This is a genomic window from Phytobacter massiliensis JC163, assembly GCF_000321045.1.
Classification (GTDB): domain Bacteria; phylum Pseudomonadota; class Gammaproteobacteria; order Enterobacterales; family Enterobacteriaceae; genus Phytobacter_A; species Phytobacter_A massiliensis.
Map to the genome: position 1 here is coordinate 1,240,280 of NZ_HE578945.1, position 18,350 is coordinate 1,258,629.

The following is an 18,350-nucleotide window of genomic DNA, read 5'->3' on the forward strand; positions in this document are numbered from 1 at the left end:
TATTTAAAGGAACGCAAAATGAAAGTAATTTGTACTTCCCCCTCTTTTGCTAAGTATGATTCAACCCCTGTAACGCAGTTACAGCAGGCAGGTCTGGAATTGATTACATTGCCCGCCGACGCGCCGTTGAGTGATCTGGAGCCGCATCTTGCAGACACTGTCGCGATGATTGTCGCCTTTACTGAGGTTAATGCCGCGCTGCTGGCGAAAGCGCCTGAATTGAAAATCGTCTGCAAGCACGGCGTGGGGGTTGATAACATTGATCTCGACACCTGTAAGGCAAAAAATATTTTCGTCACTAACGTGCCGGACGCGAATAAACACGCCGTAGCCGATTTTGCCTTCTCCCTAATCCTGAGCTGCGCCCGCCAGCTGCCGCAGGCAATCAATGGAACCAGAGGCGGCAACTGGCCGCGTATTTTTGCTACAGATGTATATGGAAAAACAATCGGTATTGTGGGTCTTGGCAATATCGGTAAGCAGGTTGCGCTTCGGGCACGCGGTTTTAATATGCGTGTCCTGGCTCACGACGACTGGCAAGATCGGGAATTTGCCGCAGCCAATAATATTGAATATGTCTCCCTGGAGACGCTGACAAAAGAGAGTGACTTTATTTCCCTTCATACGCCGCTTACCCCACAAACGCGTGATCTTTTCGATAAGCCACGTCTGGAGAAAATGAAAAAGAGCGCCTATTTAATTAACGTTTCGCGTGGCGGTGTAGTTAATGAAGAAGCATTATATGACGCACTAAAAAATAATGTTATCGCTGGCGCTGCTGCTGATGTCTTTACTAACGAACCCTGTAATCAACACCCTCTATTTACGCTTGAGAATTTCTTCCCAACGTCGCATATCGCTGGCTATACCGATGGTGCGATCAATGGTATCGGCGAGCGCTGCGTAAAACACATAATTGACTGTGTGATTCATCAGCAGCGCCCCGGAAATATAATGAACGATTTATAATATTTGTGTGGAAATGCCTGGCATTTCCACTTTTCAAGAACATCTGAATATGAGCCGACATATGAATAATATTGCCGCTAAGACACGTATTCGCTGGTGGATAGCAGGTTTAATGTGGCTGGCGATAGCCATTAACTACATAGACCGCACTGTTTTATCAGCCTCCGCTCCTCATCTTATTGATGAACTGAGTCTGGACCCTGAGATGATGGGCTTTATTATGGCTGCCTTCTTCTGGTCCTACTCGCTGTTGCAGATCCCGGCAGGTTGGTTTGTCGATCGCTTTGGTCAGAAAAAAGGGCTGGGTTTTGCCGTTGCCTGGTGGTCTATCGCTACGTCATTAATGGGAGTGGCGACCGGCTTCAAATCCCTGCTGGCGCTGCGTCTGGCGCTTGGCGTAGGGGAAGCAGCTGCCTACCCGAGTAATGCGGGTATTGCCGCGCGCTGGTTCCCGGATAAAGAGCGCGCCACCGTCTCCGGCTTATTTGACAGCGCTTCAAAATTTGGTGGCGCAGTGGCGATGCCCCTTATCGTGTGGATGATTTATACCTTTGACTGGCGTTTGACCTTCCTGATTATTGGTAGTGTAGGACTGTTCTGGGTTATTGCCTGGTACTTTATTTATGCTGAAAACCCGGAAGAACATAAAAAAATCAGCCAGGAAGAGATACGCCATATTCGTGATGGCCAGGTGCAGAAACACGGTGACAAATCCGTCCTGCCGATGAAATGGTATAAGCTGCTGCGCTATCGTAATATTTGGGCAATGTGCATAGGCTTTTTCACCATTAACTATACTTCCTATTTCTTTATCACCTGGCTGCCAACCTATCTGGTAAAAGATAAAGGCATGGACTTTATTAAAATGGGTATGGTGGCTGCGCTCCCCCTTCTGTGCGGAATGGTTATAGAAGTATTCGCAGGCTGGGCTTCTGACCGCATGGTGCATAAAAAAGTGTTGTCATTAACCGCGACGCGTAAGCTGTTTCTGGTCATTGGTCTTCTGATGGCACTGTGCATCGGTTTTGCTCCCTTCACCGATTCAGTGTTTATGACGGTATTCCTGCTCTGTGTGGCGAAGTCGGGTACTACTGTTGCCGCATCTCAGGTCTGGGCACTCCCTGGTGACGTGGCACCGAAGAACAGCGTGTCGATTGTAGCAGGTTTGCAAAATACAGTATCAAACATGGGCGGTGCGGTAGGTCCAATCATTACCGGGGCGATTGTCGCAGCAACGGGTTCCTTTACCTGGGCACTAGTTTTCTCAGCGATTCTGGTAGTAATTGGCATCCTCAATTACCTGTTCCTGCTGGGTAAAATAGAGCCGATTGTCGATAACGATCCTCTGCCCCAACTGGACACAGTTAAACAGCATTAAACTAAAAACCCCGGCAACCATGCCGGGGTAATATTTTGTAGCTAAACAGACATATTAATCTAATTATACGTCACCCAGATATTCACTTTCCCAACGACCGGCCCGGTATAATTGGCACCGTTCTTCTTAATCGCCGCCGTCTGTACGTAGCGCGCGTTGAAGTTGATTGTGCTGAGCGAGTTAAAGAGTGGCGTACTGTCAGGACTGCTTTTTGTCGAGCCAAGCCCGCTTATTGTCAGTTTGGTATTATCCGTCGGGACCACGGCGTTTTTGTATAAAAGCTGAACAGCCAGTCCGTCAATAAGCGAGCCGCCAGCCGAATCATACAGGCCAACATCCTGCCTTGTGGTCAAGCTATTGGCATCTTCAAAGCTGATTTGAGTATCGTCCACCTTGCCGGAACACTGCATCGTGATATTTACCGGCACCTGGCTGCCATAGGCCGGGAAAGCCCCCGGTTTTGCAACGGGATCGATACTCACCCAGGACGACATGGGAATTGTATAGTTTTTAGTATCCAGTTTGCAGGTTGGACGCACTATCTTTATACCGCCGCCGCCGATGTCAAAATTGGCATTGCTGTAAGCATTGTTGGCATACACCTGAATGCCGCTACCATACTTTAATTTCAGTGGAATATCATTGTAATTAATATCACCAATTTTAATTAAATCAGCCATCGCTGAAAATGATTGTATTGTTTGCATGTAATTGGTCGGATCGGTAAAGTAGTATTTACCATCACTATGATCCACGCCTACAAATGCATAACTATTAATAAAGTCCTGATATTTTTGTTTCCCTGATTCATAACGGCTCTCTACAACGTTACCATTAAAACGAGTCAGCGAGGAGTACAACCCCTGACTTGAGTCTCCGGAGGCAGGAAAAGCGACGAATTTATAGTTTCGATTAGCGGCAGTGTTAACCATGAAAGTATATTTTATGGCGATACCGCTATTATTCGTATAGGTATAATAAGGCGCTACTCCTGTATCCCCGGAAAAACTTACCCCAAGATTGAGGAACGTTCCTCCTGACGCAGTTGTTGTTATTTTGGGATCGTCATTTCCCAGCCCTGAACCTCCACACTGAATGGTGAAATGTAGAAACGCAGCATAGGGTATAGTATAAAGAGTGGTACCCACAGGCAAGCTATTATCCAGGACCAATGTTCTGTTAACCGATAAAGGCTTATTATCAGGGATGGTGTAAATACAGGTTCCTGCCACCTTTCCTGCTTGCGCACCGTTCTTCCAGTAAATAGTTTCGGTTAGAGTCGCGGCACGAACTTCATTAGCAACGCATAACGACAAAACAATAGTGGTAGAGAGTACTTTTAGGCTTTTCCAGGGTAAACCTGCATCAGTGTGGTTATGCTCTCTGCGGATGTGGGTAATGAAACACTCCATATGATTATATCCTTGTATCTTTCCGTGATGATGCTCTACCAAATCTGTCGTTTTTATAAAGCTCAATATTAAGAATATTATTTTCACAAAATGTTAAAGGACACATTGCGCAAACGAAAGATGGTTGTGCCATTCGATAGAGATGTTTCAGAGGGCGTTATTTCTGGAAACCGAAATTCCCCTGGCTCGCTGCGTGTGCGGTCAGGTCTACGCGTTTTGTACCGTGTGGCCGTTTTTGGCCTGGATAGATTCCTGGTTTTTTATCCGACAAAAACTTTTGGCTCAATTTTTGTGACGCTGTCACTTACCCTCTTCTCCCTGCCGGCGATAGAGAAGAGGGTCTGCTCATTACCAGACTCTTAGCGCAGGTAGACCTTGCCAATCAGATAGAGGGTCGCCTGGCCACCAATCTTCACCCGCTCCCCCTGCCATTCACAGCGCAACTCGCCGCCGCGGGCGGACACCTGGCGTGCCTGCATAACCGTCTTACCTAACTTCTCCCCCCAGTAAGGGATAAGCATACTGTGGGTGGAGCCGGTAACCGGGTCTTCCGCTACCGCTTCGCCCGGGCAGAAAAAGCGGCTGACGAAATCATGGTTATCCCCCGGCGCGGTAATGCAGACCATTTTGCCCAGCGGGATCATCGCGGCGATGTCCGGCGTGACGGCTTCTACCTGCTGCTGATTTTCCAGCACCACAAGGTAATCGCGGGCGGCGCGGATCTCTCTGGCCCCGGTAATCCCCAGCGCCTTCAGCAAAAGTGGCGGCGGGTTATCCACTGCCTGCGTTTGCCAGGCCGGGAAATCCAGCGTCAGCCAGTCGCCGTTGCGGGTAACCGTGAGCGGCCCGACGAAGCGGGTGGCAAAATGAATCGTGGCATCCGGGAAATCCAGGTACTCAAAGATCACATGGGCAGCGGCAAGAGTGGCATGGCCGCACAGGTTAATCTCTCCCTGAGTGGTAAACCAGCGCAGTTCGTATCCGGTATCGTTCCGGACGAAAAAAGCGGTTTCTGACTGGTTATGCTGCTGCGACATTTTCAGTAGCAGTTCATCCGGCAGCCACTCCGTCAGGGGGCAAACCGCGGCGGCGTTGCCGCCAAAGGTGTGGTCGCTGAAAGCATCCACCATATAGAAGTCGATTGTGTGCATAGCCTTTCCTTTTGTTTTCCTTTGTTTTCTTATGTTTTTCTCTTGTATTGTCCGCGGATTCAATCGCTTTTTTACCACCCGCTAAAAAATGAGATCCACATCACAAAATGGTTGTCTTTTCGCCAGCAACGGATTTAAGATCGCCCCATCATTTTCCTGCCATTAATGCCAGAAAACGTTATGACAACCAATACTGTTTCGCGCAGGGTCGCATGGCTTCGCGTGGTGACGCTGGCCGTCGCCGCGTTTATTTTTAATACCACTGAATTTGTGCCGGTGGGGCTATTGTCCGATATCGCCCGCAGCTTCGACATGGAGACGCCGCAGGTAGGCATCATGCTGACCATCTACGCATGGGTGGTGGCGCTGATGTCCCTGCCGTTTATGCTGCTCACCAGCCAGATTGAACGGCGCAAGCTGCTCATCGCGCTGTTTGTGCTGTTTATCGCCAGCCACGTGCTGTCGTTTCTGGCGTGGAACTTCCAGGTACTGGTGATAAGCCGTATCGGCATCGCCTTCGCCCATGCGGTTTTCTGGTCGATTACCGCCTCGCTGGCCATTCGACTGGCCCCGGCGGGCAAGCGGGCGCAGGCGCTGAGCCTGATTGCCACCGGTACGGCGCTGGCGATGGTATTAGGTATCCCTATCGGCCGTGTGGTGGGGCAATATTTCGGCTGGCGCACCACCTTCTTCGCCATTGGTTTTGGGGCGCTCATTACCCTGGTGTGCCTGATCAAGCTGCTGCCCGCGCTGCCGAGCGAACACTCCGGCTCGCTGAAAAGCCTGCCCGAACTGTTTCGTCGCCCGGCTCTACTCTCAATCTATATTCTGACCGTCGTGGTGGTCACCGCCCACTACACCGCCTACAGCTACATTGAACCCTTTGTGCAGAATGTGGCAGGCCTGAGCGGCAACTTTGCGACGCTGCTGCTGTTGCTGCTGGGCGGTGCGGGCATCGTCGGCAGTATTCTGTTTGGCAAGCTTGGTAACCGGCACGCCTCCGGGCTGATTAGCATTGCCATCGCGATGCTGGTTATCGCTTTGCTGCTGTTGCTGCCTGCTTCCGGCAGCGAAACGCACCTTGCGGTGCTGAGCATCTTCTGGGGCGTGGCGATCATGATTATCGGCCTTGGCATGCAGGTGAAGGTGCTGGCGCTGGCACCGGACGCCACCGACGTGGCAATGGCGCTGTTCTCCGGTATTTTTAATATTGGTATCGGCGCGGGCGCGCTGGTGGGAAATCAGGTGAGCCTGCAGTGGTCCATGTCGGCTATCGGCTATGCGGGGGCAATCCCGGCGGTGGCGGCGCTCATCTGGTCGGTAGTGATTTTCCGCCGCTGGCCGGTGGCGCTTGAAGAGCAGCCGCACCATTCCTGATAATGGCGGGGCGGCACTGCGCCGCCCCGGTAACTCAGGCTCCGGCGTGGAATGTGGTCACAATCTCCAGCACGCCGTTGATGATAAACTGCACGCCCATACAGACCAGTAAAAAGCCCATCAGGCGGGAGATAGCCTCAATCCCCCCTTTGCCCACCAGCCGCATAATCGCCCCTGAACTGCGCAGGCAGCCCCAAAGAATAATTGCCACGGCGGCAAACACCAGCGGCGGCGCGGCCCACACCACCCATTGCGCGAAGGTCGAACTGTCGCGCACGGTAGAGGCAGAGCTGATGATCATCGCAATGGTGCCGGGGCCCGCCGTGCTGGGCATCGCCAGCGGTACGAAGGCGATATTGGCAGAGGGCTCCTCTTCCAGCTCCTCCGATTTGCTTTTGACCTCCGGAGCCTCATGGGCTTTTTGCGGCGGAAAGAGCATCCGAAAGCCGATAAAGGCGACAATCAGCCCCCCGGCAATGCGCAACCCGGGAATAGAAATGCCAAAGGTGTTCATCACCACCTGCCCGGCATACCAGGCCACCATCATAATGGCGAACACATATACCGAGGCCATCAGGGCCTGCTGGTTGCGCTGGGCGCTGTTCATATTCCCCGCCAGCCCTAAAAAGAGCGCCACGGTGGTCAACGGGTTTGCCAGCGGCAATATCACCACCAACCCCAGACCAATCGCTTTAAACAGATCCATCATTTTACAAAACACTCCGTGCCGTTTTTGACTGCCCGCCAGTATAACTGCTTGCGACGCCTCTTCCCATGCCGCGTTGTCAGCGGTTTTTCCTTCACCCCTGGTGCCAAAAGTGCCTTTTAGCAAAATGTGGCATCAGCCAATTCATTCAGTTGACTTATACTTGCCTGAGCAATAATATCTGCCGTGACTAACTACTTGCCGGGGCAACCATTGTGAAAAGTACCAGCGATCTGTTTAACGAAATCATTCCGCTTGGCCGCTTGATCCATATGGTGAACCAAAAAAAGATCGTTTACTCAACGACTATCTCTCGCCAATGGATATCACCGCAGCACAGTTTAAGGTGTTGTGCTCTATCCGTTGTCAGGGCTGTATCACCCCGGTCGAATTGAAAAAGGTGCTTTCTGTCGATCTCGGCGCACTGACGCGCATGCTGGACAGGCTGGTCTGTAAAGGCTGGATCGAACGAAACCCCAATCCTCATGATAAGCGCGGCGTGCTGGTGCAGTTAACGGCAGACGGCGCGGCGCTGTGTGAGCAATGTCATCAATTAGTAGGACAAGACCTGCATCAGGAACTAACAAAAAACTTAACGGCGGAAGAAGTGGCAACCCTTGAGCACTTGCTCAAGAAAGTTCTGCCGTAACCAAAAGAGGTATGACGATGTCCAGACGCAATACTGACGCCATCACTATTCATAGCATTTTGGACTGGATCGAAGATAACCTGGAGTCCCCTTTGTCACTGGAGAAAGTGTCAGAGCGCTCCGGTTATTCCAAATGGCACCTGCAACGGATGTTTAAAAAAGAAACCGGCCATTCACTGGGTCAATACATTCGCAGCCGCAAGCTGACTGAGATCGCACAGAAGCTGAAAGAGAGTAACGAGCCTATCCTTTACCTGGCGGAGCGTTACGGCTTTGAATCGCAGCAGACCCTGACGCGCACTTTCAAAAACTATTTTGACGTGCCGCCGCACAAGTACCGCGTCACGGATATACCGGGAGAATCTCGTTATCTCTATCCCATTAATAACTGTAACTATTAATCGCCTGCTTTAAAGACGTATCGAGGAAATCATGAAACGTATCGCCTGCGCCGCCCTCACCGTGATGGTGCTCTTTACCGGCCAGAGTTATGCGGAACAGCTCGCCCATAACGCGAATCAACAAAACAGTGCCATTGTTGTCTCTACCGTCCATGAACAGTCACCCTTTGACTTTAACCACATGGCGGCGGGGAGTGATAAATCCGACGAATTAGGCGTGGCTTACTATAACCAACGCGGCTAATCGCTTGCCCCGCTCAACGCGGGGCTTTTTTTACCCTGCCTGTACGGCCCGCCGGATGCGAAAACCAAAGACGTTGATATACAGACCGGCCATGACCATCACCGCGCCAACCAGCTGCAGCAGGCTCAGCGACTCATCCAGCAGCAGTGCGGCGCTTGCCATCCCCACTACCGGCACTAACAGCGACAGCGGCGCGACACGCCAGGTTTCATAGCGCCCCAGCAGCGTTCCCCAGATCCCGTAGCCAATAATCGTGGCGACAAAAGCCAGATACACCAGCGACAGTATCGTGATCAGATCGATGCTGACCAGGCTCTGCGCCATCAGCGCCGGCCCTTCAAAAATTATTGAGGCGACCATAAACGGGATGATGGGGATTAAGGCACTCCAGACCACCAGCGACATTACCGGCGGGCGGGAGGCGTGCGACATGATTTTTTTATTGAAGATGTTGCCGCAGGCCCAGCAGAATGCGCCCGCCAGGGTGAGCAGAAAGCCGATAAGCGGAATGTGTTGCCCGGTGAGACTGGTTTCGACCAGCACCAGAATCCCCAGCACCGCAAGCGTAATCCCCACCAGCTGTTTAGCCTGCAGGCGTTCGCCGAAAACCCCCGCCCCGAGGATAATGGTGAAAAAGGCCTGAGCCTGCAGAACCAGCGAGGCCAGCCCGGCGGGCATGCCCAATTTGATCGCGCAAAACAGAAACGCGAACTGACCAAAGCTGATGGTCAAGCCGTAGCCCAGCAGCAAACGCACCGGTACCTTCGGGCGGGAGACAAACAGCAGCGCGGGAAAGGCCACCAGCACAAAGCGCAAACCCGCCAGCAACAGCGGCGGCATGTTGTGCAGGCCAACTTTGATCACCACAAAATTCAGCCCCCAGGCTACCACTACCAGCAGCGCCAGCAGCCCATCTTTACGCGTCATACCCTTCCCCTGTTTTTTAAAAATTTGTAAAAAATTTACGTTAACTTAAAAAAGTGTCCAGCGACAGATCATTATTTTTGGCAGGTCAGTTTTCGCATCTGGCGATAAATCAACGGGTGTACTTCACGCTTTTTGCATGATATTGCTTTAGACATCACAAAAAAATATCACTGCTCGAGCAAAAACATGTTCACCAAACGTAACCGTTCTATTGTCGCGCTGCTGGCGTCTTCTCTACTGCTCACTATTGGCCGGGGCGCAACGCTGCCGTTTATGACGATTTACCTCAATCGCCAGTACGCGATGGCGGTGGATCAAATCGGTTATGCCCTGACGGTGGCGATGACTATCGGCGTCATTTTTAGCCTCGGCTTTGGCATTCTCGCCGATAAGTTCGATAAAAAACGCTATATGCTGCTGGCAATAGGGATATTTCTGTTAGGCTTTGCCGCTATTCCGCTGGTTAACCACGCGGGTCTGGTCGTGATATTGTTTTCGCTGATTAACTGCGCCTACTCGGTTTTTTCCACGGTACTGAAAGCCTATTTTTCCGATACCCTTGCGCCTGCGACGAAAGCGAAAATCTTTTCGCTTAACTACACCATGCTTAATATCGGCTGGACTATCGGCCCGCCGCTCAGCACGCTGCTTATCATGCACAGCATTAATCTTCCGTTCTGGCTGGCGGTGGGTTGCTCTGCGGTACCGCTGATGTTGATTAAGCTCTACGTCCGCCGGGTCAGCGTGGCGCAGACTACCGCGGAGACGGTGGCCTGGTCCCCTTCGGTGCTGCTGCGTGACCGCGCCCTACGCTGGTTTACGCTCTCAGGCTTACTGGCGTCATTTGCTGGCGGGTCGTTCGCCTCCTGCATCGCACAGTACGTGATGTCGGTTGCCGATAGCGCCTTTGCCGAAAAGGTGGTTGCCGTGGTGCTGCCGGTCAACGCGGCGCTGGTGGTTACGCTACAGTACGCCGTTGGCCGCCGGCTCACCGCCAGCAACCTGCGTGGGTATATGTCGTTTGGCACCCTCTGCTTTTTACTTGGGCTTGGGGGCTTTATCTTTGCCGGTAGCAACCTCTGGTTCTGGGGCGCGGCGGCGGCGGTCTTTACCCTGGGCGAAGTGATTTACGCGCCGGGGGAATATATGCTGATTGATAACATCGCGCCGCCGGGAATGAAAGCGAGCTATTTTTCAGCCCAGGCGCTGGGCTGGCTGGGCGCGGCAATGAACCCCATGGCGACCGGGATCATTCTTACCACCCTGCCGCCCTGGTCGCTGTTTGCAATCCTGATGCTCGCCATTGTGCTGGCCTGGCTGATGCTGCTGCGCGGCATGCAGGCCAGACCGCTGGTACAGCTTCAGCCGCAGTAGCGTTATCTACGCCCGCGAGCGAAGCTGCGGGCCGTTGCTGAAATGGCGCACCGCTGGCGTCATGCTGGCGGCCAGGGTGGCCAGTACCACTACCGCCGCGCAGGCCAGCAGGACGCCAGCGCTGCCGTAATGGTGTGCCAGCGGCCCGGCGGCGATTTCCCCTACCGGGATCGCCACGAACGAGCCCATCGCGTCGTAGGCATAGACCCGCGCCAGTTTTTCCGGCGGGATATGGGTCTGCAGCGCCTGCGCCCAGACAACGCCGAACAGCCCGACGCTGAGCCCCGCCAGCAAAAAGGCGGCCATCAATACCGGGGTGTAGGGTATCAGGCTCATAAACAACATCGGCAGCGCGCAGAGCGCCACCAGCGACACGCCGATAAAAAAGTCTCGCCGGGGACGCCAGCGCAGCGCCAGCAACGATCCCAGTATCAGCCCGATGCTTTGCGACGCAACCGACAGCCCCCATCCGGTACGGCCAAAAGAGGCATCGGCCACGACCGGCCCAAGCACCATCATGACGCCGCTTAGCGCAGCATTGACCAGGGTAAACTGCGCGACAACCACCCACACCCAGCTGCGGGAAATAAACTCCCGCCAGCCGTCGCGCAAGTCCTGTAGCAGGTTCGACTGCTGCTCTTTCGTCGCTGCCGGGGCCATGCGGATCAGCAGATAGAGCGGCGCGGAGGCGGCAAAGCCCAGCGCATCAATCGCCAGCCCCCAGCCCGGCCCGATGGCGCTGGTAAGCACGCCGCCGAGGGATGCGCCAATCACCGTTCCGCCATAGACGCCGAGTTGAATAAAGGCGTTCGCCTCCCGCAGGCATTTCACCGGCACCGTTTGCGGCACCATGGATGACGAAGCCGGCAGCGCCACTCCGGCCGCCGCCCCGTTAAACGCGCCGAGCACGGCCAGCAGGGCCACCGTCGCGCTGCCGTCAAGCACCAGCCAGGCCACAATACCCTGCGCCAGCGCGGCCACCAGCGATGAACAGACCAGCACCCGGCTGCGGGAATAGCGATCCGCCAGTACGCCGCCAATCAACAAAAAGGCGACGTTAAAAACAGAGCGGGCGGCCACCACCAGCCCCAGCTCCGTTGCCGAGCCGCCGATATCCAGCACCGCGAAGGCCAGCGCTATCGGCGCAATACCGTTACCCAGCACGGTGAGCAGGCGGCCAAAAAAGAGATAACGAAAAGAGGAAAAATGAAATGCCCGCGGCCTGCGGGCATAAGAGGTATGCGCACTCACGCTCTTTCTCCATTCAGAAAAAAGGCGCCTTGATGGTTGCTCATTGCTGGCTCCGTTGTGGATGGCCGACCGCCAGCAAGGTCCTTCAGGCATGCGGAAAGGGCCGCATGTCCGTCTGATCGGGGTGATGCTATCTGCGGCTTACCACACCTGCTGCGCGATACGGGTGACGAGTCGCACTTTATCCCATTGCTGCGCCTCTGTCAGCGTGTTGCCCTCTTCGGTAGAGGCGAAACCACACTGCGGGCTCAGGCAGATCTGGCTGAGGTCGACATATTTTGCCGCTTCCTGCAGGCGCGCTTTTACCCCATCAGGATTTTCAAGCTCGCCGTTTTTGGTGGTAATCAACCCTAACACCACCTGCTGGCTACCGGGGCGTACGAAACGCAGCGGCGCGAAATCACCGGAGCGATCGTTGTCGTACTCCAGGAAAAAGGCGTCAACATTGACGCTGCCGAACAGCACCTCTGCCACCGGCTCGTATCCCCCTTCAGAGATCCAGGTGGAGCGGAAATTGCCGCGGCAGACATGCAGCCCGACAGTCAGATCGGCGGGCTTGCCTTCCAGCGCTTTGTTCAGCACGCGAGCGTAAATGCGCGCCAGCTCATCCGGGTCGTCGCCACGCTCGCGGATCTGGCGGCGCTGCTCATCAGAGCACAGATAGGCCCAGACGGTATCATCCAGCTGCAGATAGCGGCAGCCAGCGGCATAAAAAGCGTGGATAGCATCGCGCCAGGTCGTGGCCAGATCGTCGAAGTAGGCGTCCAGCTCCGGGTAGACGGTGGCGTCAATATCTTTGCGCCCGCCGCGGAAGTGCAGCACGCTCGGGCTGGGAATGGTCATTTTGGGCTGGGCATCGCCGCTGATGCTTTTCAGGTAGCGGAAATCGTCCAGCATCGGATGGTCGCCAAAGCCAAGTTTGCCGGTAACGCGCACGCCATGCGCGCGGGTCTGAACGCCGTTGAACTGGATACCGGCCTGGGCGTCATAGCGCTCTACCCCTTCCAGCCCGTCAAAGAAGTCGAAATGCCACCAGGCGCGGCGGAATTCGCCGTCGGTCACCACATGCAGGCCGCAGTCGCACTGCTGCTGCACCACCTGACGAATCGCCTCATTTTCCACCAGGCGGAGTTGTTCCGCGGTGATATCGCCCTGCGCGAACTGCTGGCGGGCCTGTTTAATGGCATCCGGACGTAAAAAACTGCCGACTACGTCTGCGCGGAACGGGGCCTGATGTCGTTGCATGGTGTCTCCTTGCCGCCGGGTCGATAGTTGCCCGGCGTGATAATGTATTGTTTGAACTTTTTAGCCTTCTGGATGGCTAAATGCCCAGGCAAAATGACACAGGCCCCTGCTTGATGGCAAACGAGAAATTTTCACGCTACATGAATTTTCTTCAACTTGTCGCAAAGGTATAGCCTTCATCCTGCCAGCCGGTAATTCCGCCGAGCATGATTTTCACCGGCAGCCCCAGGCGGGCGAGTTTCAGCGCTGCGCGATCCGCGCCGTTACAGTGCGGCCCGGCGCAGTAGACCACAAAGAGCGTATCCTGCGGCCACTCGGCCATCCGCTCACGGGTCATCATGGCGTGGGGCAAATGGATCGCGCCCGGAATATGGCGACGGGCGAACGTCTCCGGGCTGCCTACCACATGTAGCAGCACAAAATCCTGTTCATTATGGTTAAGCGCATGGTGCACATCGGCACAGTCGGTCTCGACGCTCAGCCGATGGGTAAAGTGGCTGACAGCTTCTTCTGGCGAGGCGGCAGGAAATTCAGTTACGTAGCTCATAGTGCTTTCTCCGGGTTTGTGTTAACACTAATCTAACGAAAACAGAACGCAGCGGCTGCATAGCTTTATGCCAGATAACAGCAAAAAGATGACAATCTCACCTTCCCCGGAGCGTAAACATTTCGTCGTGGCGCTGGCCTATGACGGGCTTTGTACGTTTGAATTTGGCGTCGCGGTGGAAATTTTCGGCCTGCCGCGTCCGGAAATGGGCGAACGCTGGTATCGCTTCGCGGTGGCTGCCGTGGAGGAAGGCGACCTGCACGCCACCGGCGGTATTCGCGTTGTGGCGCAGGGAGGTCTGGAACTGCTGGCGCAGGCCGACACCATCGTCGTGCCGGGCTGGCGCGGCGCAAACGCGCCGGTTCCCGCTACGCTATGCCAGGCGTTGCGGGCGGCATCGCTGCGCGGCGCGCGGGTGATATCCATCTGTTCAGGGGTGTTTGTGCTGGCGGCGGCAGGCCTGCTAAACGGGCGCAAAGCGACCACCCACTGGCGCTACGTTTCGACGCTGCGCCAGGCTTATCCTGCCATCGACGTGGTGGAAGATGCCCTTTACTGTGATGAGGGTAATGTGATGTCTTCGGCGGGAAGCGCGGCGGGCATCGACCTTTGTTTGCACGTGGTGCGTAAGGACTTCGACCGCGAGGTGGCTAACAATGTGGCGCAACGGCTGGTGGTTCAGCCCCATCGCGCCGGTTCGCAAACGCAGAATGTTGCCGAACCGGTAGCCCGCGCCAGGGAGAGCGAGTCCCTTGGTCAGCTTTTCGACTTTATCCGCCAGCAGCTTACGCAAAGCCATACGGTCGAGACGCTGGCGCGGCGCGTCGGCATGAGTCCGCGTACCTTTTTACGCCGTTTTGCCGAGTCGACGGGCACCACGCCCGCTAAGTGGATTTTGCAGGCGCGGCTACAGCGGGCGCAGACACTGTTAGCCCAGTCGCGCCTGACGATAGATGTCATTGCCGCTGAAGTAGGTTTTAGCACCAGCGCGCTCATGCGCTACCATTTCCAGCGCCAGTTTGCGCTGACGCCAGCGGCGTACCGGAAAAAGTTTTCCGGCGCGGTAAAATAATATTTGCGCCGTAAAAAGGATCATGCCTTCGCCTGTAATAGTATTAATGGCCAAAAAAAACCGCCAGGTACTCGCTGGCGGTAAATGCTTGCATGGATAGATTTGTTTTGGTATCCACAATACCCCACCTCAGGTGGAAGATAACGGATCGCCTTTAATCTACCCATCTCAACTTCAATAAAGGTTAAACGACGGGCGCGTTATCGCCCTTTTAGCAAAGCGGTGTTTACGACTGTGATGCCCTTCAAATATTCTCATTCAGGTTATTTGTACCGCGCTTACCCGTTAAGCTTTATGCTCAATCGCCTGCTGTTTGTTTTCTATGGCAATTTTGCGGGGTTTTTCACTTTCCGGGATCTCCTGATACACCGTAATATGTAACAGCCCGCTTTCCAGTTTTGCATTACTTACCCGCGCGTGCTCCGGTAGCGAGAAGCTCAAGCGGAAATCCGCCCGCCGGATGCCGCGATACAGCCAGTTTTCCTCTTTCTGCTCGCTGTTTTCTACCTGTTTGCCCGATACGTGCAGGCTGCCGCCCACGGTTTCGATTTCCAGTTCATCTTCTTTCCAGCCGGGCACGCTCAGCGTAAGCAGGAAATTATGCTCGTCTGTTTTTTGAATATCATAAGCTGGCAGAGAAGAAACCGGCGCGTCGCCCGTAAGCTGGCTAAAGAGACGGTCTATACGATTAAAACGATCGGAGAAAACGGAATCAGCAATACCCGGAAATGCTGACAAGGTTCTGAGTGCCATAATTAACCTCCTGAATAGTTAATCCAAAAGTTTATCTTTAAGGCAAGCATTGCTTGTCCGTTACTAAAAATAGGTACGTTCAAATCCTTTTCAAGGGGAAAATAAAAAAATTTCGCCTGTTTTTTATGGCAGCATTGAACTCGAAATCAGATAAATAAGCGGCAGCCCGTCTTCGATAAACGCCACGCCATCGCCATAAGCCCCGCCCTCTTGACACTGTATACTTTTACAGTAATGATAGCGCCAAAAATTCTGTCTCGAGGTGACTATGTTTGTGGAGCTTGTTTACGATAAGCGCAATGTTGCGGGCTTACCCGGCGCGAAGGAGATAATCCTGACTGAACTGACTAAGCGCGTGCACCGCATCTTTCCCGACGCGGATGTGCGGGTCAAACCCATGCAGGCCAACGGTCTTAATAGCGACGCCAGCAAAAGCGATCGCGAGAAGCTTAACCGAATGCTCGAAGAGATGTTCGACGAAGCAGATATGTGGCTGACGGCGGAATAACTTTCTGTCAAACGCGCGAAACTCACCTTTTCGCGCGATATCGCGTTGCCTTTACCCACGGTACAACAGAGTCACAGCAGGTCTTTTCGAGGCCCGAATATGCTCTGGTGGGTTATCTCCCTTGTTATCGCCACGCTGGTCTTCGCCGCCGTAGTGATTCACTCGCGCCTTGATGATGCGAACAGTGATTACTAGCCGCGCGTCGGACTAGTCATTGCTTCCGGAATCGCCGCCGCTATCGCAGGAACCACTATCAAAACTGCCGTGGTCGTGGCTGGTGTGATGCGATGTGCTGCAGTCGTTTTCATTGAGATGGTGCGCCAGCGTCGCGGCGATGAGCGGGCTGGCGGCGCTCAGCGTCTGCACTATCTCTGTCGCCTCATTTCCGGTAAAGGTGCGGGAAACGGTCTGCTGATGTGACGCATCCGCCCCCTTTTTCCCGTGGCTCCCTCTCCCCCGGAAGAATAACCTCTCTCGCAGCGCGCTCAAAAATTTCATCAGCAGCTCCTTACGCCTGTTAATACAGCCAAAATGATGATAGCCAGGATAACCCGTTTACGCCCCACCCGGGGTTACCGGGTGGGCTCATCCGGGCTACGCCTCGCTCAGTCCCCGGTTTTTCAGCATCGGCTCGATCTGCGGATCGTGGCCGCGCCACTGACGATAAAGTTCAGCTAAATCAGTACTATTACCGCGTGACAAAATCGCCTCGCGGAATCTCTGCCCGTTCTCCCGGCTTAATCCGCCCTGCTCCACAAACCACTGATAGCCGTCGTCGGCCAGCATCTGGGTCCACAGATAAGCGTAATAGCCCGCGGCGTAACCGCCACCGAAAATATGGGCGAAGCATACTATTCAAATGGCATCTTTACTTATTATAAACAAAGGGTTAAGTTGCATTCGGAGTGTTAATTTGCACCATTTCAGCTACCAATACAACTCCATGTTATTCAGTATGTTGCATATCGTTTTGGAGAAGAGTTTTGCTGAAAAGCGGTTTATCTTTGGTCACTTTAGCTCACATTTCAATCAAAATTCTATTTAAACGGCAGATATCGATCCCCTGTACGATTTAAAGTGCGCCCGCCTTTTACGACGGAATATCATCAGCATCAGTGCCGTTGATGAAAAACGACACACGCCCCAGCACCTCAACTTCTTCCGCAGCCTCACCTTCGATCGCTTCGCCATCTTCTGTAATTCCGGCCTCGCCGCACAGCCGGACATAAAATGTGAGACCACAAAAGCTGATGAGCAATACAGATTGTTCATCCGGTACCGCGTTGCGGTCCATAACAGCGATACAACAACTGGTTTCTATAAACTCAGCCGCAGGCGGCAGCCCACAAAGAGAGAAGATATCTGGTGTTACATGTGATGTTTGCGCTTGCATAGTTGGCCCTCCGTTTTACTGTATATACAAACAGCAGTTTTGAAACGAAGAGCCGATCAAGCTTTTTACACCACGCCGTATTGGGTTTTAAGCGCGCTGACAAGTGCAGCCAGCCGGTCCTGCCCGTAACCGGTAACCAGCAGAGATTCATTGAAGATGTAAGTATCGCCGATACCGGAATCCTGCAGACCTGCTGCCGATTTTGAATAGCCTACAGACCAGTAGCTGGTCGCGTCAGGTAAACGGCCATGACCACAGAATAAGACGGGGAGACGCTGCCTGCCGGGAGATCAAGCGATGCGGCAACCTGCATATTGCCTGTATTAAGCGCCGGACGGTTCGCCATGGGAGAGACACGCAGCAAATTTGCTGACGAGCCCGCTGTTTTCAGCATAGCGCCCCGCGAACGGTCCCGCCCCGTGAGTAATCCGTCTGCGCCTGTTTTCAGGGTTGACGGGGTGATGGCATAAGCCAGAGATGGGATCCTGGCTGCAATCTGGTCTGCCGCGGTCATACGAACAGCCGGGCCGCCCGCTGCTGCTCCTGCATTGAGGCCTGATAAAACGATCATTTGTCCTGCCATTATTGTTCTTCCTCTGTGACTGTAATGCGTTGGTGGCATGCCCAGTTATAAAGCGGCTGGCCGGTAATATCAGTGCCGGATGCACTGTCGCGAAGGTTTGAGCGCGCGCCTGTAAACGGGCCGCCGTGCGCACCGCTGACGCCGGTATCTGCGATACCTATCATCGGGTTGTTGCCAGTGGGCTCAGTATCCAGCGTTACCGTCACGGTATTATCGCTGTTGACGACCGCGCTGATGATGGTGGCGCTGGCGTTGTCGTCGATCCAGCGCAGGCCATACTGACCCGGGTCGCTCACTGCACCGGTATCCAGGACAAGCGGCGCTGCGGGGGTATAAAACGTCAGGGTAACGACCCGCCTGTGGCGTTTCGCAGCGGTACAGTGCGTCGGGAGCCACTGCCTGCCGTCCAG

19 protein-coding genes and 2 pseudogenes are annotated in these 18,350 nt (G+C 54.2%); 9 read left to right on the plus strand and 12 right to left on the minus strand.

Features of this window, described 5'->3' with window-relative positions; genetic code table 11:
- The first annotated feature begins 18 nt into the window (after positions 1 to 18).
- Together ENTHG_RS06055 and ENTHG_RS06060 are read left to right on the plus strand one after the other, a co-directional pair.
- The gene (locus ENTHG_RS06055; protein WP_044176053.1) at positions 19 to 969 is read left to right on the plus strand and encodes a phosphoglycerate dehydrogenase; all 951 of its coding nucleotides are present in this window, start codon (positions 19 to 21) and stop codon (positions 967 to 969) included.
- A 61-nt stretch (positions 970 to 1,030) separates the two neighbouring features.
- Positions 1,031 to 2,347: an MFS transporter gene (locus tag ENTHG_RS06060; protein WP_044179053.1), complete on the plus strand. Its 1,317-nt coding sequence runs from the start codon at positions 1,031 to 1,033 to the stop codon at positions 2,345 to 2,347.
- A 59-nt stretch (positions 2,348 to 2,406) separates the two neighbouring features.
- Here the strand turns inward: ENTHG_RS06060 and ENTHG_RS25405 are convergent, their stop codons facing one another.
- Both ENTHG_RS25405 and ENTHG_RS06070 read right to left on the minus strand, forming a co-directional pair.
- Positions 2,407 to 3,759, minus strand: a complete 1,353-nt coding sequence (locus ENTHG_RS25405) for a fimbrial protein (RefSeq protein WP_145973638.1) — start codon at positions 3,757 to 3,759, stop codon at positions 2,407 to 2,409.
- 359 nt (positions 3,760 to 4,118) lie between these two features.
- Positions 4,119 to 4,910: a PhzF family phenazine biosynthesis protein gene (locus ENTHG_RS06070; RefSeq protein WP_044176068.1), complete on the minus strand. Its 792-nt coding sequence runs from the start codon at positions 4,908 to 4,910 to the stop codon at positions 4,119 to 4,121.
- Positions 4,911 to 5,090: 180 nt separating this feature from the next.
- On the opposite strand from ENTHG_RS06070, the gene ENTHG_RS06075 reads away from it, so the two are divergent.
- Entirely contained in the window at positions 5,091 to 6,287 is a 1,197-nt protein-coding gene (locus tag ENTHG_RS06075) for a sugar transporter (RefSeq protein ID WP_044176078.1), read from the plus strand.
- A 34-nt stretch (positions 6,288 to 6,321) separates the two neighbouring features.
- Here the strand turns inward: ENTHG_RS06075 and ENTHG_RS06080 are convergent, their stop codons facing one another.
- Positions 6,322 to 6,996 carry a MarC family NAAT transporter gene (locus tag ENTHG_RS06080; RefSeq protein ID WP_044176086.1) on the minus strand — a complete coding sequence of 225 codons (675 nt, stop codon included), beginning with the start codon at positions 6,994 to 6,996 and terminating at the stop codon, positions 6,322 to 6,324.
- A 212-nt stretch (positions 6,997 to 7,208) separates the two neighbouring features.
- Here ENTHG_RS06080 and marR point away from each other — a divergent pair.
- The 3 genes and pseudogenes from marR (at position 7,209) to marB (ending at position 8,287) form a co-directional block, all read left to right on the plus strand.
- A pseudogene (gene marR, locus ENTHG_RS06085) lies at positions 7,209 to 7,642 on the plus strand (multiple antibiotic resistance transcriptional regulator MarR).
- Positions 7,643 to 7,659: 17 nt separating this feature from the next.
- Positions 7,660 to 8,043 carry an MDR efflux pump AcrAB transcriptional activator MarA gene (gene marA, locus ENTHG_RS06090; RefSeq protein ID WP_044176096.1) on the plus strand — a complete coding sequence of 128 codons (384 nt, stop codon included), beginning with the start codon at positions 7,660 to 7,662 and terminating at the stop codon, positions 8,041 to 8,043.
- A 31-nt stretch (positions 8,044 to 8,074) separates the two neighbouring features.
- A complete protein-coding gene (gene marB / locus ENTHG_RS06095) occupies positions 8,075 to 8,287 on the plus strand; it encodes a multiple antibiotic resistance protein MarB (RefSeq protein WP_044176101.1) in 213 nt (70 codons plus the stop codon).
- A gap of 30 nt (positions 8,288 to 8,317) precedes the next feature.
- Here the strand turns inward: marB and eamA are convergent, their stop codons facing one another.
- Entirely contained in the window at positions 8,318 to 9,214 is an 897-nt protein-coding gene (gene eamA, locus ENTHG_RS06100) for an O-acetylserine/cysteine exporter (RefSeq protein WP_044176108.1), read from the minus strand.
- A 186-nt stretch (positions 9,215 to 9,400) separates the two neighbouring features.
- On the opposite strand from eamA, the gene ydeE reads away from it, so the two are divergent.
- The gene (gene ydeE, locus ENTHG_RS06105; RefSeq protein ID WP_044179056.1) at positions 9,401 to 10,588 is read left to right on the plus strand and encodes an efflux MFS transporter YdeE; all 1,188 of its coding nucleotides are present in this window, start codon (positions 9,401 to 9,403) and stop codon (positions 10,586 to 10,588) included.
- Between the two features lie 6 nt (positions 10,589 to 10,594).
- Here ydeE and ENTHG_RS06110 read toward each other — a convergent pair whose 3' ends face one another.
- The 3 genes from ENTHG_RS06110 to ENTHG_RS06120 all read right to left on the minus strand — a co-directional run bounded on the left by ENTHG_RS06110 (position 10,595) and on the right by ENTHG_RS06120 (position 13,631).
- Positions 10,595 to 11,839, minus strand: a complete 1,245-nt coding sequence (locus ENTHG_RS06110; protein WP_044176114.1) for an MFS transporter — start codon at positions 11,837 to 11,839, stop codon at positions 10,595 to 10,597.
- Between the two features lie 141 nt (positions 11,840 to 11,980).
- Entirely contained in the window at positions 11,981 to 13,084 is a 1,104-nt protein-coding gene (locus tag ENTHG_RS06115; RefSeq protein WP_044176120.1) for a cobalamin-independent methionine synthase II family protein, read from the minus strand.
- Positions 13,085 to 13,235: 151 nt separating this feature from the next.
- Positions 13,236 to 13,631 carry a rhodanese-like domain-containing protein gene (locus tag ENTHG_RS06120; RefSeq protein ID WP_044176128.1) on the minus strand — a complete coding sequence of 132 codons (396 nt, stop codon included), beginning with the start codon at positions 13,629 to 13,631 and terminating at the stop codon, positions 13,236 to 13,238.
- 67 nt (positions 13,632 to 13,698) lie between these two features.
- Here ENTHG_RS06120 and ftrA point away from each other — a divergent pair, with 67 nt between their 5' ends.
- Positions 13,699 to 14,703, plus strand: a complete 1,005-nt coding sequence (ftrA, locus tag ENTHG_RS06125) for a transcriptional regulator FtrA (protein ID WP_044176135.1) — start codon at positions 13,699 to 13,701, stop codon at positions 14,701 to 14,703.
- Positions 14,704 to 14,988: 285 nt separating this feature from the next.
- Here the strand turns inward: ftrA and ENTHG_RS06130 are convergent, their stop codons facing one another.
- Positions 14,989 to 15,456 (minus strand): Hsp20 family protein, encoded by a 468-nt coding sequence (locus ENTHG_RS06130; RefSeq protein WP_044176143.1) that lies wholly within the window; start codon positions 15,454 to 15,456, stop codon positions 14,989 to 14,991.
- A 268-nt stretch (positions 15,457 to 15,724) separates the two neighbouring features.
- Here ENTHG_RS06130 and ENTHG_RS06135 point away from each other — a divergent pair, with 268 nt between their 5' ends.
- The gene (locus tag ENTHG_RS06135) at positions 15,725 to 15,964 is read left to right on the plus strand and encodes a DinI family protein (RefSeq protein ID WP_044176151.1); all 240 of its coding nucleotides are present in this window, start codon (positions 15,725 to 15,727) and stop codon (positions 15,962 to 15,964) included.
- Between the two features lie 207 nt (positions 15,965 to 16,171).
- Here the strand turns inward: ENTHG_RS06135 and ENTHG_RS06140 are convergent, their stop codons facing one another.
- From ENTHG_RS06140 to ENTHG_RS25675, 4 genes and pseudogenes are all read right to left on the minus strand, one after another.
- On the minus strand, positions 16,172 to 16,462 hold the full coding sequence (locus ENTHG_RS06140) for a hypothetical protein (protein WP_044176160.1): 291 nt from the start codon (positions 16,460 to 16,462) through the stop codon (positions 16,172 to 16,174).
- Between the two features lie 96 nt (positions 16,463 to 16,558).
- Positions 16,559 to 16,810 (minus strand): annotated as a pseudogene (locus tag ENTHG_RS06145) (M3 family metallopeptidase); the annotation flags it as partial.
- 244 nt (positions 16,811 to 17,054) lie between these two features.
- Positions 17,055 to 17,357: a hypothetical protein gene (locus ENTHG_RS06150; protein ID WP_044176180.1), complete on the minus strand. Its 303-nt coding sequence runs from the start codon at positions 17,355 to 17,357 to the stop codon at positions 17,055 to 17,057.
- Between the two features lie 582 nt (positions 17,358 to 17,939).
- On the minus strand, positions 17,940 to 18,350 hold a 411-nt coding region (locus tag ENTHG_RS25675), incomplete at its 5' end, for a hypothetical protein (protein ID WP_044176191.1).